The sequence below is a fragment of the Enterococcus sp. MMGLQ5-1 genome (assembly GCF_013155265.1).
Classification (GTDB): Bacteria; Bacillota; Bacilli; order Lactobacillales; family Streptococcaceae; genus MMGLQ5-1.
Genome location: NZ_JABJXU010000001.1, coordinates 305450 through 321766, shown reverse-complemented (window position 1 = coordinate 321766; position 16317 = coordinate 305450). Strand labels below are relative to the sequence as shown.

The window sequence follows — 16317 nt, the reverse complement described above, 5'->3', positions numbered from 1 at the left end:
ACAAATAGATAAATTCCCAAGCGTTTACAAGCAATATCTTCAATTTGTCATGCTGACATACACTTTGCAAGCTCCCTCAAAATCTTCGTTTTACAAGACTTCAGCTGCTTTAACTAAGGTCCTTTGTGAATATTCTCTTTAGAACTATCAATAATGTTTTAAAATAGTCGCCTGTCCAGCATAATAAGCTTGAATAAAAGCTCACAGATCACTTTTGTGATGGCATTAAATAACTGTCTTTTAGCTCAGCTTTTTTCAATTAAGCCATTAATAGCCCTCTTCAACAGTATCTGTTGTCGTCGAATCTGCTACCACGGCTTCTGTTGAATCTGTTGCTGTCTGTCCTTCTTCACTTGAGCTTTCAGTCACGCTCTCATCAGGTACGGTCATAGATTCTTCAACGCCCTCTTCAGTGCTTTCTGCTGCCGCACTCTCTTTTAGCTCTCCAACATAATAGCTATCCTTGGAAACTCGATCAATTGTTACCCATTGATAATTGTCCGTCACATATTGATACAAGGTTTTTGACCAGCCTTTCAGCTGCTCTCCATTCTTAACAATATTGGTAGGAATAACAAAATATTTAGGCTGACTATCCTTAATTTGCGACACAATTTTAGTATTTCTATTTCGATAATTATTAAAATCAATCGTTGATTGCAAGGTATAATTTGCTGCTGGGCGGCGATTTGCAAGATAATAAATATTACTATCAGCCTCCCAGACATAAATTAAGGCCTGTGTCTTTGAATTATCGGCAATATAATCCGCAATTAATTCTGCCTGCTGATCCTTTTTCGAGGTCTGCATTAAACGATAGGTATTATTACCATAGTTCACTAATCCAACTATCGGTAAGAAAATATTACCAATAATAAATAACAATAAAACCCCCAACACAGAAATCTTTTGAATTGACAGCTGCGGTAAAATTCGCCATGAAATCAATGTTCTTAACCATAAGGCTGTGCTAATTGCCAAACTCGGTATAACAGCAGCTAATATATTAAGCTGGTTAGTGGTCGAAAAGAGATAAATGGCTAAACCGACAGCATTATAGATAAATAGGAAAAAATGTAATGAGCGTTGATTCGTTGGCTTAAACAAGCTGATAAGTAATGGCATGACCGAAATCAACAAGCCATAGACTAATAAAATAAAGCCACCACTAATCACATTATCCAACAAGCTGCTTTGATTGGTCGAAAATAAATTAAGTAGACGATTACTGAAAGTGCTTTGTAGCATACCATTAAGATTTCCAGACACCGAAGTAAAAATAATAATTGGAAAAATGATTAAAAGCGCACCAAATATCAAGCAAAGCAATTGATAAACAAACTGCTTAAAACTTTTCCCTGAGATGCTTACGATAAGCCATGTCACCGCCAATAGCAACCAAAGTACAAGCTGACTGGCATCAATAAACGCAAGCATGGCACCTGAAAGTCCGAAAAGAATCATTGCTTCATCGCTAGTATGCTCATAATTCATGATTCGGTTAAACATGAGATAAAACGCTAAAGTAAGAAAAGGCATCGCATAAAGAGCTGCAGTCTCTCCACCTAGAGTTAATCTAGCCAAGGTAAGCATTGAAAAAATAGTAATGATAAGACTAATTTTATCGTGCTTTACTACTCGCTGAATACTGGCATTAATTAATAATCCGACAAAAAAATAAATAAAAATTTGAATAAATAACGATAATGATACATTAAAAATTTGAATGTTTCCAAGCTGATTGATTAGCAAATAGATAATGCCCTTATCGGTTACAAAATCTAGATAGGGTACCCCACCCTTATTCATCATCATCGCTGCAAAACGAGCAAAGCTCGCCTCAGAGGTTGGTAATTGACGTGTTAACGGACTTGCAAATAAGGTCAAGCTCAAAATCATACTTACAATTAACAAAGAAAATGAAGTAAAAAACGGTGGCAGTATTTTATTATTAGTATGAGCCTCTCGTCTATGCTTTCTACTCCGACCTGAAATAACTGTTTCTTCCAAATTACTTACCTCTCCCTTTTCAACAATCAATTAAACTAATCCACCAGCTGATTACTTCTATTGATAGGATTACCTAATCGTTGATACCTTTTAGTTTTTATTTAAAGTAATTCAAGCCCATTGCTGATTTAACTTCATCTAATGTTTGAGCTGCAACCTGACGCGCTTTTTCGCTACCTTCTTCAAGCATTTTATAAACGGCGCCCATATCCTTGGCATATTCCAATCGACGATTTCTAATTGGTTCTAGCTCCGCCTGCAAAACCTCATCTAAATAACGTTTAACCTTAACATCACCTAAGCCACCCTTTTGATAGTGTGCCTTTAGCTCTGCAATTTTCGTTTTATCCTTACCAAAAACATCTAGATAATAAAATACCATATTACCTTCTACCTTACCCGGATCCTCAACGCGAATGTGCTCTGGATCTGTATACATACTCATCACTTTTTTTTGAACGGTATCCGCATCATCTGATAAGTAAATACCATTATTCATTGATTTACTCATCTTAGCATTACCATCAATACCTGGTAAACGACCAGCATTTTTGGCTGGATAAATGCCTTCTGGTTCAACAAGCGTGTCCGTCTTATAGGCGTGATTAAAGCTACGAACAATTTCTCTTGTTTGCTCAATCATTGGTGCTTGATCTTCACCAACCGGTACATAATTGGCCTTAAATGCCGTAATATCCGCAGCCTGAGAAACAGGATAGACAAAGAAGCCAACCGGAACACCTTCGCCAAAGCCCTTTTGTGCAATTTCTGTTTTAACAGTTGGATTTCGATGGAGCCTTGCAACACTTACCAAATTCATATAGTACATTGTTAATTCGGCGATTTCAGGAATTTGACTTTGAATAAAGATTGTCGTCTTGGTCGGATCTAAACCTACTGCTAGATAGTCCAAAGCTACCTCACCAATGCTTTGACGAATCTTTTCGGGCTCTTTAGCGTGATCGGTCAGGGCTTGCTGATCCGCCAAGAAAACAAACAGCTGATGCTTGCCTTCATTTTGCAAATTTACTCGATTTTTCAAAGAACCAACGTAATGCCCAATATGTAATTTACCTGTTGGACGATCACCTGTTAAAATTACTGATTTTGTCATTATCTTACTCCAATACTTGCTAGATTCATTTCATACTGTTATCCCAGATAAAATCTTTCTTAATTATAGCAAACCTGACGCTAGTCTGCACAATGAAATTGAGAATAAGCATCAAACAAATAAGGGACTTTCGCAGAAACAATTCCGAATTCGCAGAAAAACAGGCATTACTTGGTGAATTTGGTATTCTTTCCGGGAAACAATTCCGAATTCACACGCATGCCATCCCTCTTCAAAAAGACAAAGTGCAACTCGCCACACTTTGTCTATATTTATATGTATGCTATCTTTAAATTCAAAATAAAGTTATCAATTTTCAGGCTGCAGTTTTTCAAACCAAGCAACCGTTCCAAGCTGAACTAATTCATAGGTTTGCTTAAAATTACCAGAATAATAAGGGTCAGGGACACCGGTATTTGCCAACTCAGGCACAACACTTAAAAATGAAGCCACTTTAGCAGTGGCATCGCAAGGCGCAATTTGCTTTAAATCGGTAACATTATTCAAATCCATGCCGATAATCCAGTCATAATCATAAAAATCATTACGGGTTACCGGCCGAGAAGTCTTATTGTCAGTCTTCAAGCCAAGCGACTTTAAAATTTTAACTGTGCCTGAATGCACAGGATTACCATGCTCCCAGTTACTTGTGGCAGCACTGGCAATCTCAAAATCGTCTTGTGCACCGTGCCGCGCAACATAATCACGAAAAATAAACTCAGCCATCGGGCTTCGGCAAATATTACCTAAGCAGATAAATAATACTTTAACCATCACTACACCTCAAAAATCTGATTTGGCTCATAACCAAAATGTAAATATGCCTTTTCCGTTGCAATACGACCTTGACGTGTCCGCATCATAAAGCCTTGTTGAATTAAGAAAGGTTCGTACATATCCTCAACCGTTTCCTGATCTTCTGAAATATTGACTGAAAGTGTACCTAAACCAACTGGGCCACCATGATATAAATCAATCAATGTTTTTAATAATTTTTGGTCAACATAATCTAAACCCGCATGGTCAACTCCTAAAATCAATAACGCTGAATCAGTAACCTCTTGATTAATCACGCCATCAAACTTAATTTGTGCAAAATCACGAACTCTTTTTAATAATCGATTGGCAATTCGCGGTGTACCACGACTACGGCGTGCGATTTCGTGTGCACCATCCTCTAAAATTTCAATCTCAAAAATAGATGCTGTTCGTTTTACAATCTCTTCAAGGTCAGAGATTTCATAGTATTCCATGTGCTCAATAATTCCAAAGCGTGCGCGTAACGGCTCACTTAACATCCCAGCTCTCGTTGTTGCACCAACCATGGTGAAAGGTGGTAATGGAAAATGCACAGGTCTGACCGTATCACCTTGACCAATCATGATATCAATATAAAAATCCTCCATCGCCGAATAAAGTAATTCTTCCGCTTCGCGTGGTAATCGGTGGATTTCATCAATAAATAAGACATCACCTGGCTCAAGCTCATTTAAAATTGCCACCAAATCACCCGGCTTTGAAATCGCAGGTCCGGAGGTTTGTTTCAGGTTAACACCGAGCTCATTGGCGATGACAAAAGCCATCGTTGTTTTACCAAGCCCAGGAGGTCCAAATAGCAACACATGATCCATTGCCTCCTCACGTGCCTTAGCAGCTTGGATGAAAACATCCAATTGCTCTTTAACCTTATCTTGACCAATATATTGACTTAATAGCTGAGGACGTAAGCTCTTTTCAAAAATATCTTCATTCTTGGCATCGCCATCCATAATTCTTCCTTCGTCATCCATTGCTAACACCTCTATTTAATCAATAATTTTAGTGCGCTTGAAATATAGGCATCCGTTGAATCCAGCTGCATAGCTTCTAGCCCTTTTTTTACTCTTTCAATCTCTCTTTGCTTATACCCAAGTGCCATCAATGCCTCAATCGCCTCATCCAATCGGCTGTTAGCAATTGGCGTCTTAGCAGCAGTTGTCATTTGATATGCCTTTAGCTTATCCTGCAGGTCTACCACTAACTGACCAGCCGTTTTTTTCCCAACACCCGGAAATTTCATTAAATACTTAATATCGTTATTTTGAATTGCAAAAAGCAAGCCATCATTGTCCTCAGCCGCTAAAATGGCTAAGGCCGACTTTGGACCAATGCCTGTTACCGCAATTAATTTAAGAAATAATGCCTTATCCGCCATTGACTTAAAGCCAAATAAGCTCTCATTGTCCTCTCTGACAACCTGATGGATAAAGATTTTAGCTTCAGTATTTAACCGACTTGAAAAAGCATACGGATTGGCAACTTGGACTAAATAACCAATCTGATTCACTTCAACGACAATGTAATAAGGGGTAATTTCTGTAATCTTTCCAATAAAATAGTCATACATAATTAATTAAAAAGGCTGAGATACTTGCCATAGCCTTTGTCCTCCATTTCGTCTTTAGGAATAAATTTTAAGGCTGCCGAATTAATACAATATCTTAATCCACCCAATGCTTTTGGACCATCATCAAAAACATGACCGAGATGCGCATCACTTGATAAGCTTTTAACCTCTGTTCGCACCATTTGGTGAGAGCTATCCGTTAGCTCTCTTAAATCGCTAACTGGTTTGGCAAATGCTGGCCAACCGCAGCCTGCATCGAATTTATCCGTTGAAGAAAATAAAACCTCGCCAGACAAAGGATCAACATAGATGCCCTCGTCATTAAATTGGTCGTATTTCCCACTAAACGGGCGCTCTGTTGCAGCTTGCCTCGTCACCTGATAAGCAGTCGGTTCTAATTGTTCGGCTGCTTTTTTATCTAAGCTTGCTTGATACTGACTTTCTGCCTCAAAAAACGGTGGCAGCTCATGATAAATTTTGGCAATTGGAAAGCCCACAATCGTTAAATAGTCCCCCTCAATGCCCTTAATAAATAATGAAGCCGCACCCTGAATGGCATAAGCACCTGCCTTATCCTGCCACTCATTCGTATCCAAATAATGCTCAATTTCTTGCTCAGACATTGGATAAAAATGTACCTTTGCCCCAACCACAAAGGTTTTAATTTGCTTTTTAAATTGAAGCGTGACGCCAGTCAGCACATAATGTGATGACTCACTATACTGACTTAGCATTCTTTTGGCAGCCTGACGATTAGCCGGTTTACCTAGAATCTCTGTTTTTGTCGCCACAATCGTATCGGCGGCAATCACAATATCGATTGGTCGTTTTTGTTGAATTACGGCTGCCTTTTCAACACTCATCCGTTGAACATAATCTCTAGGTGATTCCCCATTTCGAGCTGCTTCATCAATATCTGCCGGCAATATTTCAAAATCTTTTGTAATTCTTCTCAATAATTTTTGACGTCTTGGTGAGCTTGAAGCAAGAATTAACATCAATGCCTCCTTTCTTTTATATATCATAAAGGTTATTAATAATTATTTAAATTAATTATCTAAATTATGGTAGTGTGGCTTCCCTTTAGCACGAGCTGTTTTATTGACTTGCTTAGCACGTCCAATTGACAAATCATCAGCAGCAACATCCTTGGTGATTGTTGAACCAGCTGCAATTAAAGCATTTGCTCCGATTTTTAATGGTGAAACAAGATTAGAATTGCTACCAATAAAGGCGTAATCCGAAATTTCTGTCTGGAATTTATTTTTACCATCATAATTGACTAAAATCGTACCAGCGCCAAAATTAACTGATTTGCCAACCGTAGCATCTCCAACATAAGTTAAATGACCAACCTTAGTCCCATTGCCTAGAGTTGCATTTTTAATTTCTGAAAAATTACCAACATGAACATTCTCTAGCAGCTTTGATTTTGGACGCAAATGCGCAAATGGGCCAACATCACTGCCTCGACCGATAAAGCTTTCTTCAATCACCGACTGGCGAATTGAAACTGAATCCTCTGTTGTCGAATCAATGATTTCTGTGCCTGATGAAATAAAATTATTAGCACCAATCACCGTTTGACCCTTTAAGCGCACACCTGCTTCAATAATCGTATCGCGACCAATTTTGACATCACTTTCGATATAGACTGTTGCTGGATCAATTAAAGTCACACCATTGCGCATATGCTGTTCATTAATCCGCTTTCGTAGCACCTTTTCAGCAAAGGCTAGCTGTACACGATCGTTGACACCTAGTGATTCATTAAAATCAGGCATAATATATGCACCGACCTTTTCACCTGCCGCTTTGAGTATACCAATCACATCAGTAACATAAAATTCACCCTGTGCATTATTGGTATCAACCTGTGCTAAGGCTTCAAATAAAAGACGATTATCAAAAATATAGGTACCTGTATTAATTTCAGTAATCGCTGCTTCAGTAGCATTAGCATCCTTTTGCTCAATAATTGCCACAACATTTTGCTCTTCGTCTCGGATAATTCGACCATAACCAAAAGGATCTGGTGCAATCGCTGTTAATACGGTAGCCTTCATTTGATTATCCTGATGAAATTGAAAGGCTAAGTCTAGTGTTTCAGCAGTTAAGAGTGGCGTGTCACCATACGTCACTAAGGTATGACCTGATAAATCTTTTAACAAGGCCTCGGCTTGAATGACTGCATGACCAGTGCCAAGCTGCTCAGCCTGTAAAACAAACTCAGTCTGATTGCCTAGTGCTGACTTGACCTCATTGGCACCATGACCGACAACCGTAATGATCTTCTCAGGCTTTAAATTTTCAACAGCCTCTAAAACATGAACAACCATTGGTTTACCAGCGACATGATGAAGCACCTTATATAAATTTGATTGCATACGGGTACCCTTACCCGCTGCTAAAATAATTGCATAACGATTCACAGTTATTCTCCTCTAGTCTTATTAATTACAAAACGTTTTGAGTTCTGCCTACGCCAGAAGAATGCTTCGCATTCATTAACGCTGTAAAACTCAATATCATGCCACAAAACACACGCTCCAAGAAAAGGCGTTCCACCGCGTTCAGCGCCGTACAAATTTAGAAAAATTTAGCTGAAATGGGTTTTATTTCAACTATATTTTATCTAATTTGCTATGGCATTGAAGTTGCCACTTTAGTGGCTTACGGAAAAGCTAGTGGCAACGTGCCTTAGCGGATTTTCCGCTTAGGTGTTGACTAGGCGTTGCGGTTGATAAGCTGGAAAGCAAGTCCAGACGTCTTAGCACTTTAGTGCTTAGAGGTCGTGGATGCGAATCGTAATTTCTCTTTGCGATGCAAATCGCTTAAAGAAATACGATGTAGCCTTTCTCTTAAGCACTCGCACTGAGCTGTGGCTTTGGCACAGTGATTGCGAAGCGTGCTTGATGTCTAAAAATGATTTGACAAATCATTTTTAGACCGATTCCGCTTAGTGTTTTTATTAATTATTAATTGTTAATTGTTTACAAAGGTTTTTTATTTGGCACACCAGCGCGCCTTGGATATTTTTTAGGCGTTTCTTTTTTCTTATCAATTACCAGCATAAATCGAGCATCTCCATTTGGTAACTGATAATCAATTGCTTTGCTGAGCTTACCGCCTAATAGGGCAATTGCCTGACGTGCTTCCGTCAATTCTTCTGGCGATTGCGCTGCTTTAAGAGCAATTAGCTGCCCATTCTTTTTTAAAAAGGGCAAGGTAAGCTCAACTAAAACATTCAATCTGGCCACAGCACGTGCAGTGACGATGTCAAAACTACCTCGATAGCTCATATCCTGACCTAAATCCTCGGCACGACCATGATGTAAATAGACTTTTTTCAAGTTTAATTTTTCAATCAAGTTTGTTAAAAAGGTTAAACGCTTATTTAAGGAATCCAAAATATGAATTTCCATTTCGGGAAAAATAATTTTTATCGGAATACTTGGAAAGCCGGCACCTGCGCCAACATCCAATAAACGCAATGGCTGATTATAAATGAGCTGGTGACTAACAGGTGCAATTGAATCATAGAAATGCTTTAAATATACCTCATTTCGCTCAACAATTGCTGTTAGATTAATTTTTTGGTTCCATTCAACTAATAAATGAAAGTAATCATTAAATTGTTGAAGCTGCTGCTGACTTAAAGCAAAGCCATCTTTTTTTAATTGTTCAATAAATTCTTCTGGTTTCATCTCGCCTCACTCAATTGATTGATTTTACGCTTCACGCTTAGAAATATTGGTAAACTTATTAAATTCCTTTTTGAATAATAATTCTACCGTGCCCCGTGAACCGCTTCGGTTTTTTTCAATAATGACTTCAACTGTGTCATTCGGTATCGGTTCCTCACCATCCTCGCCTCGATAATAATCTTCACGATATAAAAAGGCGACAATATCTGCATCCTGCTCAATTGAACCTGATTCACGGATATCAGATAAAACCGGGCGCTTATCTTGACGCTGCTCTACTCCACGAGAAAGCTGCGATAAAGCCATCACTGGTACCTTTAACTCCTTTGCCAAAATTTTCAATTGACGCGAAATTTCGGAAACCTCTTGCTGTCGGTTTTCGCGTCCCGTACCAGAAATCAGCTGTAGGTAGTCAATCAAAATCAAGCCTAAATTGCCCGTTTGCTGGGCTAATTTATGCGCCTTTGAGCGAATTTCGGTAATTTTTATCCCGGGCGTATCATCAATATAGATACTCGCTCTTGATAAGGTACCCATAGCCACCGTTAAGCTCTGCCATTGCTCTTCGGTCAAGGAGCCTGTACGTAACGCATAGGCGTCGATACTACCCTCAGCGGCAATCATCCGATTTACCAATGATTCCGCACCCATTTCAAGTGAAAAAATGGCTACCGTTCTATCCTGCTTTGTTGCAATATTTTGGGCAATATTTAAGGCAAAGGCCGTTTTACCAACAGCAGGTCGTGCCGCCAAAATAATTAATTCCTCCTCATGCAAGCCTGTTGTCATTTTATCCAAATCACGATAACCAGTTGCAATACCAGTTATCGTATCATTCTGCCTTGAAAGCCGTTCAATTTCATCAAAATTCAAGTTTAAAATATCGCTAATTGCTCGAAAACCAGCACCATTACGCTTATCATTGATGGATAAAAGCTTGGCCTCTGTATCACTAATTAAATCATCAATCTTCCCCTCACCATCATAGACCTTGGTTGTCGTTTCAGTAAGCGCACGAATTAATTTTCTTGAAAGGCTTTTCTCCTCAACAATCTTTGCATAATAAACTGCATTGGCAGCCGTCCCTGGCAGGGTTGCTACTAAATCAGTAACCGCCGACACACCACCAATTTCTTCTAATTGACCACTTTGCTTAAGTTGATTAATTAAGGTAATGGCTTCAACAGGCTCTCTTCGATCCGACAAATCCATCATCGCTTGAAAAATGATTCGGTGACTGTATTTATAAAAATCATCCGTTGAAACAAATTCCCTGACTTCTATCATTCGCTCCGAATCTAAGATGATCGAGCCTAGCGTTGCAATCTCTGCTTCAAGATCACTGGGCATACTACGCTCAATAAGTTCCTCTGCCATTCACTTTTCCTCCTACCAAAATTCAATAGTCTTATTATAGCATTTATCCAATTAACAATGAACAGGGAACAATTAACAATTAACAAAAACACTAAGCGGAATCGGTCTAAAAATGATTTGCTAAATCATTTTTAGACATCAAGCACGCTTCGCAATCACTGGGCCAAAGCCACAGCTCAGTGCGAGTGCTTTAGAGAAAGGCTACATCTTATTTCTCTAAGCGATTAGCATCGCAAAGATAAATTACGATTCGCATCCACGACTTCTATGCACTAAAGTACTAAGACGTCTGGACTTGCCTTCCAGCTAATCCAGCTGATCAACCTCAACGCCTTTTCTTGGAGCGTGTGTTTTTACGACATGGTTTGAGGTTTACAGAGTAAACGAATGTGTAAGCATTCTTCTGGCGCAGCCAGAATTCAAAAAAGGGGCTTAAGTAGGCTCGTTTAGGAAAGTTGACATAAGTCTGAGAAATAGTAAAGGCGCATTTTGCCTGTCTATTTATCAGCTTATAGCGCACCTTTCTAGCCTGTGAAGTCTTATATCATGGCGCAATTAACAATTAACGATCAACGATTAAGGATTAAGGGTAGATGTTTAAAAAACAAAAAACAATGAGTACTCATCTAAAGACAAGCACTCATTGCTAATTGTAAATTATTTATTCACCAACATATTGATCAACTAAAGCAACAACCTCTTCAAGCGTTGCACATTCAGTCAATGCCTTATCAGCTAGCTCTTTCATCTTAGATGTGTCTAAACGCTTCATTAAACTACGAGTCTTCAAAATTGAAGTCGCACTCATTGAAAATTCATCTAAGCCCATACCGACTAATAATGGCACAGCCGTTTGATCACCAGCCATTTCACCACACATACCAGCCCATTTACCTTCTTTATGAGCAGAATCAATCACGTTTTTAATTAAACGCAAAATAGATGGGTTGTATGGCTGATAGAGGTAAGATACTTGTTCATTCATCCGGTCAGCAGCCATTGTATATTGAATCAAGTCATTTGTACCAATTGAGAAGAAATCCACCTCTTTAGCAAATTGATCTGCTAAAACAGCCGCAGCCGGAATTTCAATCATAATACCGACTTGAATATCGTCAGCAACAGTAACACCTTCAGCAATTAATTTTGCCTTTTCTTCGTCATAAACCTTCTTAGCTTGACGGAATTCTGTTAGCAACGCTACCATTGGGAACATAATACGTAATTTACCGTGAACTGAAGCACGTAATAAAGCACGCAGCTGTGTTCTAAACATTTGGTCGCCGCTTTCAGAAATAGAGATGCGTAAAGCACGATAGCCCAAGAATGGATTCATTTCTTTTGGTAAATCAAAGTATGGTAGCTCTTTATCCCCACCAATATCCATTGTCCGAACGACAACAGGCTTGCCATTCATACCTTCTAAAACAGCCTTATAGGCTTCATACTGCTCGTCTTCTGTTGGGAAATCTTGTGATTCCATATATAAAAACTCAGTACGATATAGTCCAACTGCTTCGCCACCGTTATTATTAACGCCGACGACATCTTTTGGCGTACCAATATTTGCAGCTAGCTCAAAATGTTTACCGTCAGCAGTAACCGTTTCAGCGTCTTTTAATAATTCCCATTCTGCCTTTTGTTCAGCAAAGGCTTTACCAGCAGCTTCAGTATCAGCAATCTGTTCAGCAGTTGGCTCAATAATTGTCTCACCTGTAATCCCATTTACAGAAAGAATTGTGCCAGCCGAAACAAGTGCAGTCACATTGTTTGTCCCAACAATCGCTGGGATTTCTAGTGAGCGTGCCATAATCGCTGAGTGAGAAGTTCGACCACCAATATCAGTCACAAATGCTTTAACAAATTCACGATTTAACTGTGCAGTATCTGAAGGTGTCAAATCATGCGCGACAACAATTACTTCTTCGTTAATCATTGCAGGATTTGGTAAAGTAACACCTAATAAGTGTGCCAAAATGCGCTTTGTTACGTCACGAATATCAGCTGCACGTTCTTGCATATAAGGATTGTCATCCATACCTTCAAAAATCGTGATAAAAGTATCAGTTACTTCTTTCAAGGCTGCTTCCGCATTAACTTTTTTAGCGCGAATATTTTCTTTAATCCCATTAACCATTTCAGGATCTGATAAAACCATTAAATGTGCATCAAAAACTTGTGCTTCTTCTTCCCCTAAGCTTTTAGCTGCTTTCTCCCGGATAGCACTAAGCTCGCTTTTAGATTCTGCTAAGGCAGCATCTAAGCGAGCTTCTTGTGCATCAGTATCTTCTACATTTTCAGTAGTAAAAGATAAGTCAGGTTGAACAAGCAGATAAGCTTTAGCAACTGCAACACCGTCTGAGGCTGCAATTCCTTTAAGCAATTCTGTCATTATCCAGCCAAACCTTCTTTCGCCATTGTTTCTGAGATTGCAGTAAGTGCGTCATCTGCATCTGCCCCTTCAGCAGAAATTGTAACGTCAGCACCTTGACCAACACCAAGTGACATTACACCCATGATTGATTTAAGATTTACTGATTTACCTTTATACTCTAAGTTAATATCTGAAGTAAATTTACTTGCAGTTTGAACTAATAGAGTTGCTGGACGTGCATGAATCCCTGTTTCAGCTACAATGTGAAAATCCTTTGATGCCATAATTATAGTCTCCTTTAGTAAAGTAGAATTTTAGAGTTATTTAAAAACCCTTACATTAAGAGATTGTAACAAAATAAAACGTTTTTGACAACCGATAGTGAAGAAAATCAGTAAAAAAGTCTCTAAATGATTTTCTAATTTTATGATTGGTAACTTACTTATTGCAAACAAAATCCTTGCACATTTTAGAGGAAGCATTTATAATCAAAATATCAAAGGTCAGTATTGGTCAATAATTTTATTGATTCATCACTGCTGATTTATAGTTATTCTGGTCATGAGAATCAAAAGGGGTATTTTAATGCTTATACAAAGCTTAGTATGTGATTCTCTCGGCTTTCACAGGAAAGGTGTGAATTTATGATTTGTCAAAATTGCAATACTAATGAAGCGACGATTCACCTGTTTACCAGCGTTAATGGTCAAAAGCAGCAAACTGATTTATGTCAGTCCTGCTATCAAGAGCTAAAACGCGAATATGGTTCACAAAATTTTAATAATCAAAATATGGCTAATAACAATAATATTAACGACCCATTCAATTTAGAAAATTTCGACCAAATGTTAAGATCCTTAGGGGGCTATGGTAATCCACAAACACCACCAACACAATCCGGTGGTCAACCACCTCGCCGTCCTAATAATGGCAACAACAAAAATGGACTTCTGGATGAATATGGCATCAATATTACCGAATCAGCTCGTGCAGGTGAGATTGATCCAGTAATTGGCCGTAATCAAGAAATTAAACGGGTAATTGAAATTTTAAATCGCCGTACCAAGAACAATCCAGTTTTGATTGGTGAGCCCGGTGTTGGTAAAACTGCTGTTGTAGAAGGCTTAGCACAAAAGATTGTGGATGGTGATGTACCACAAAAATTACAAAATAAAGAAGTAATCCGACTGGATGTTGCTTCTTTAGTACAAGGTACAGGTATTCGTGGTCAATTTGAAGAGCGAATTCAAAAGCTAATCGAAGAAATCAAGGCACGTAATGATGTGATTTTATTTATTGATGAGATTCACGAAATTGTTGGTGCTGGTGCCTCTGGCGATGGCAGTATGGATGCTGGTAATATTTTAAAACCGGCACTCGCAAGAGGTGAATTGCAGCTAGTCGGTGCAACAACACTTAATGAATACCGAATCATTGAAAAGGATGCGGCACTTGAACGTCGGATGCAACCAGTTCGGGTTAATGAGCCTAGTGTTGAAGAAACGATTACAATCTTAAAAGGCATTCAAAAGCGTTATGAGGATTATCATCATGTTAAATATTCTGATGATGCGATTAAAGGAGCCGCTATCCTCTCCAATCGCTATATCCAAGATCGCTATTTACCAGATAAGGCAATTGATTTACTAGACGAGTCTGGCTCTAAAATGAATCTTACCTTACAATTTATTGATCCAAAGGAAATTGAGCAAAAAATTAAAGCTGCCGAAGCCCAAAAAACGCAGGCCACACGTGCCGAGGACTTTGAAAAAGCTGCGTACTATCGGGATCAAATTACTAAGCTCCAAGAAATGCAAAAAAAGGAAGTCAACGAGCAAAATACACCGGTGATTACCGAAAAAGAAATCGAAAGAATTGTTGAGCAAAAAACAGGCATTCCTGTCGGTGATTTGAAGCAAAAAGAGCAAACACAGCTAATTAATCTTGCGATAGACTTGGAAAAGCACGTTAAAGGTCAAGACGAGGCAATTGATAAAGTCGCCAAAGCCATTCGCCGTAATCGAATCGGTCTCGGTAAGCCCTCACGTCCAATTGGTTCCTTCCTCTTTGTTGGACCAACAGGGGTTGGTAAGACTGAATTAGCTAAGCAGCTTACAAAGGAGCTCTTCGGCTCAGAAAATTCAATGATTCGTTTTGATATGAGTGAATATATGGAAAAACATAGTGTCGCTAAACTAATTGGCTCACCACCGGGCTATGTTGGCTATGATGAGGCTGGACAGCTCACTGAAAAGGTTCGCCGTAATCCATATAGCCTTGTTCTATTAGACGAAGTTGAAAAGGCGCATCCTGATGTGATGCACCTATTCTTACAGATACTAGACGACGGGCGCTTAACCGATGCACAAGGCAGAACCGTAAGCTTTAAAGATACTATTATTATTATGACCAGTAATGCTGGGACAAGCCATGTTGAAGCAAGCGTGGGCTTTGGGGCAGCCAAGGCAGGTACTACAAAATCAGTCTTAAATCATTTAGGAGATTTTTTCAATCCTGAATTTTTGAATCGCTTTGATAGTATTGTTGAGTTCCAATCGTTAAACAAAACCAATCTTTTAAGTATTGTTTCGCTTCTTTTAGACGAGGTTAATCAACAGCTCAGGGCTCAAAAATTACACCTCGCAGTTGAGGACTCCGTCAAGGAAAAAATCGTTGAGCTAGGCTACAATCCAGCAATGGGGGCTAGACCACTCAATCGAACCATCCAAGATACGATCGAAGATCAGATTGCTGATTATTATTTAGAGCATCCAGAGACACATCAATTAATTGCCAAGCTTAAGGATGATCAAATTATTATTGAGTCTAATGAAGCAATCCCAGCACAAACTGCTGTCCAAACCGACAGCATCGATAACGTGTAAGAATCAAGTTAATTTTAATTAATACTATTTTCACTAATTAAACAAAAAATAATCACTGTGATAACATTTTTTTATCAGGGATTTAAGGTAAATTATTTAATAAATTTTTATTTATTTGATATAATGTTGATGAAGAGGTGATTTGATGAAACTAATCAACGTAACAAACACCCATGGCGAACTTGTAAGGGGTCAATTGGACAATACCGACGCTGAGCTCGTTGAGGTTTATACAACTGGTAGCACTACAATTATTTACACAAAAGCGCCAAAGCATCACGAAATTTTAATCACTAATAAGAGAAGAAATCTCCGTGATGGCGAGCTAGATGCAATTAAAAGCTTCTTTGTCAAGAAGCTTCAATTAGACAACCAGAAACCAGAACTAAAAACAATCAAAACTGCAAACTTAGTTGAGGTTTCCATTCCAATCCTTGATCCTGTTAATTAACCAAAAAACCAAA

General features: G+C 38.7%; 13 protein-coding genes and 1 pseudogene. 2 read left to right on the top strand and 12 right to left on the bottom strand.

All coding sequences use genetic code 11. The features are described from left to right. Window positions 1-267: 267 nt before the first annotated feature. The 12 genes and pseudogenes from HOY35_RS01485 to HOY35_RS01435 form a co-directional block, all read right to left on the bottom strand. A complete protein-coding gene (locus HOY35_RS01485) occupies window positions 268-2040 on the bottom strand; it encodes a hypothetical protein (protein ID WP_172210245.1) in 1773 nt (590 codons plus the stop codon). Window positions 2041-2107: 67 nt separating this feature from the next. Further along, on the bottom strand, window positions 2108-3124 hold the full coding sequence (gene trpS, locus HOY35_RS01480) for a tryptophan--tRNA ligase (protein ID WP_172210244.1): 1017 nt from the start codon (window positions 3122-3124) through the stop codon (window positions 2108-2110). A gap of 309 nt (window positions 3125-3433) precedes the next feature. After that, window positions 3434-3898 carry a low molecular weight protein-tyrosine-phosphatase gene (locus tag HOY35_RS01475; protein WP_172210243.1) on the bottom strand — a complete coding sequence of 155 codons (465 nt, stop codon included), beginning with the start codon at window positions 3896-3898 and terminating at the stop codon, window positions 3434-3436. Between the two features lie 2 nt (window positions 3899-3900). After that, a complete protein-coding gene (gene ruvB / locus HOY35_RS01470; protein ID WP_172210242.1) occupies window positions 3901-4914 on the bottom strand; it encodes a Holliday junction branch migration DNA helicase RuvB in 1014 nt (337 codons plus the stop codon). Between the two features lie 11 nt (window positions 4915-4925). Next, window positions 4926-5510 carry a Holliday junction branch migration protein RuvA gene (gene ruvA, locus HOY35_RS01465; RefSeq protein ID WP_172210241.1) on the bottom strand — a complete coding sequence of 195 codons (585 nt, stop codon included), beginning with the start codon at window positions 5508-5510 and terminating at the stop codon, window positions 4926-4928. A 2-nt stretch (window positions 5511-5512) separates the two neighbouring features. Further along, a complete protein-coding gene (msrB, locus tag HOY35_RS13375) occupies window positions 5513-5974 on the bottom strand; it encodes a peptide-methionine (R)-S-oxide reductase MsrB (RefSeq protein ID WP_213173239.1) in 462 nt (153 codons plus the stop codon). A gap of 9 nt (window positions 5975-5983) precedes the next feature. Beyond that, window positions 5984-6508 (bottom strand): annotated as a pseudogene (locus HOY35_RS13370) (nucleoside triphosphate pyrophosphatase); the annotation flags it as partial. Window positions 6509-6559: 51 nt separating this feature from the next. Further along, the gene (glmU, locus tag HOY35_RS01455; RefSeq protein WP_349627485.1) at window positions 6560-7942 is read right to left on the bottom strand and encodes a bifunctional UDP-N-acetylglucosamine diphosphorylase/glucosamine-1-phosphate N-acetyltransferase GlmU; all 1383 of its coding nucleotides are present in this window, start codon (window positions 7940-7942) and stop codon (window positions 6560-6562) included. Between the two features lie 561 nt (window positions 7943-8503). Beyond that, on the bottom strand, window positions 8504-9217 hold the full coding sequence (rsmG, locus tag HOY35_RS01450; protein ID WP_172210239.1) for a 16S rRNA (guanine(527)-N(7))-methyltransferase RsmG: 714 nt from the start codon (window positions 9215-9217) through the stop codon (window positions 8504-8506). A gap of 24 nt (window positions 9218-9241) precedes the next feature. After that, window positions 9242-10594 carry a replicative DNA helicase gene (gene dnaB / locus HOY35_RS01445; RefSeq protein ID WP_172210238.1) on the bottom strand — a complete coding sequence of 451 codons (1353 nt, stop codon included), beginning with the start codon at window positions 10592-10594 and terminating at the stop codon, window positions 9242-9244. 661 nt (window positions 10595-11255) lie between these two features. Continuing rightward, window positions 11256-12986, bottom strand: coding sequence for a phosphoenolpyruvate--protein phosphotransferase (gene ptsP / locus HOY35_RS01440; protein WP_172210237.1), 1731 nt, complete (start codon window positions 12984-12986; stop codon window positions 11256-11258). Next, window positions 12986-13252, bottom strand: a complete 267-nt coding sequence (locus HOY35_RS01435) for a phosphocarrier protein HPr (protein WP_172210236.1) — start codon at window positions 13250-13252, stop codon at window positions 12986-12988. The genes ptsP and HOY35_RS01435 overlap by 1 nt, the downstream gene beginning before the upstream one ends. A gap of 360 nt (window positions 13253-13612) precedes the next feature. Between HOY35_RS01435 and HOY35_RS01430 the strand changes: the two genes are divergently transcribed. Both HOY35_RS01430 and HOY35_RS01425 read left to right on the top strand, forming a co-directional pair. After that, window positions 13613-15853, top strand: coding sequence for an ATP-dependent Clp protease ATP-binding subunit (locus tag HOY35_RS01430; RefSeq protein ID WP_172210235.1), 2241 nt, complete (start codon window positions 13613-13615; stop codon window positions 15851-15853). A 145-nt stretch (window positions 15854-15998) separates the two neighbouring features. Further along, window positions 15999-16304 carry a DUF1827 family protein gene (locus HOY35_RS01425; RefSeq protein ID WP_172210234.1) on the top strand — a complete coding sequence of 102 codons (306 nt, stop codon included), beginning with the start codon at window positions 15999-16001 and terminating at the stop codon, window positions 16302-16304. The last annotated feature ends 13 nt before the right edge of the window (window positions 16305-16317 follow it).

Bases quoted from the DNA above. Each gene is read 5' to 3' on its own strand.
- dnaB (WP_172210238.1), bottom strand. From the start codon at position 10,594: ATGGCAGAGGAACTTATTGAGCGTAGTATGCCCAGTGATCTTGAAGCA.
- ruvA (WP_172210241.1), bottom strand. From the start codon at position 5,510: ATGTATGACTATTTTATTGGAAAGATTACAGAAATTACCCCTTATTAC.
- HOY35_RS01430 (WP_172210235.1), top strand. From the start codon at position 13,613: ATGATTTGTCAAAATTGCAATACTAATGAAGCGACGATTCACCTGTTT.
- trpS (WP_172210244.1), bottom strand. From the start codon at position 3,124: ATGACAAAATCAGTAATTTTAACAGGTGATCGTCCAACAGGTAAATTA.
- ptsP (WP_172210237.1), bottom strand. From the start codon at position 12,986: ATGACAGAATTGCTTAAAGGAATTGCAGCCTCAGACGGTGTTGCAGTT.
- HOY35_RS01475 (WP_172210243.1), bottom strand. From the start codon at position 3,898: ATGGTTAAAGTATTATTTATCTGCTTAGGTAATATTTGCCGAAGCCCG.
- HOY35_RS01425 (WP_172210234.1), top strand. From the start codon at position 15,999: ATGAAACTAATCAACGTAACAAACACCCATGGCGAACTTGTAAGGGGT.
- ruvB (WP_172210242.1), bottom strand. From the start codon at position 4,914: ATGGATGACGAAGGAAGAATTATGGATGGCGATGCCAAGAATGAAGAT.
- HOY35_RS01435 (WP_172210236.1), bottom strand. From the start codon at position 13,252: ATGGCATCAAAGGATTTTCACATTGTAGCTGAAACAGGGATTCATGCA.
- rsmG (WP_172210239.1), bottom strand. From the start codon at position 9,217: ATGAAACCAGAAGAATTTATTGAACAATTAAAAAAAGATGGCTTTGCT.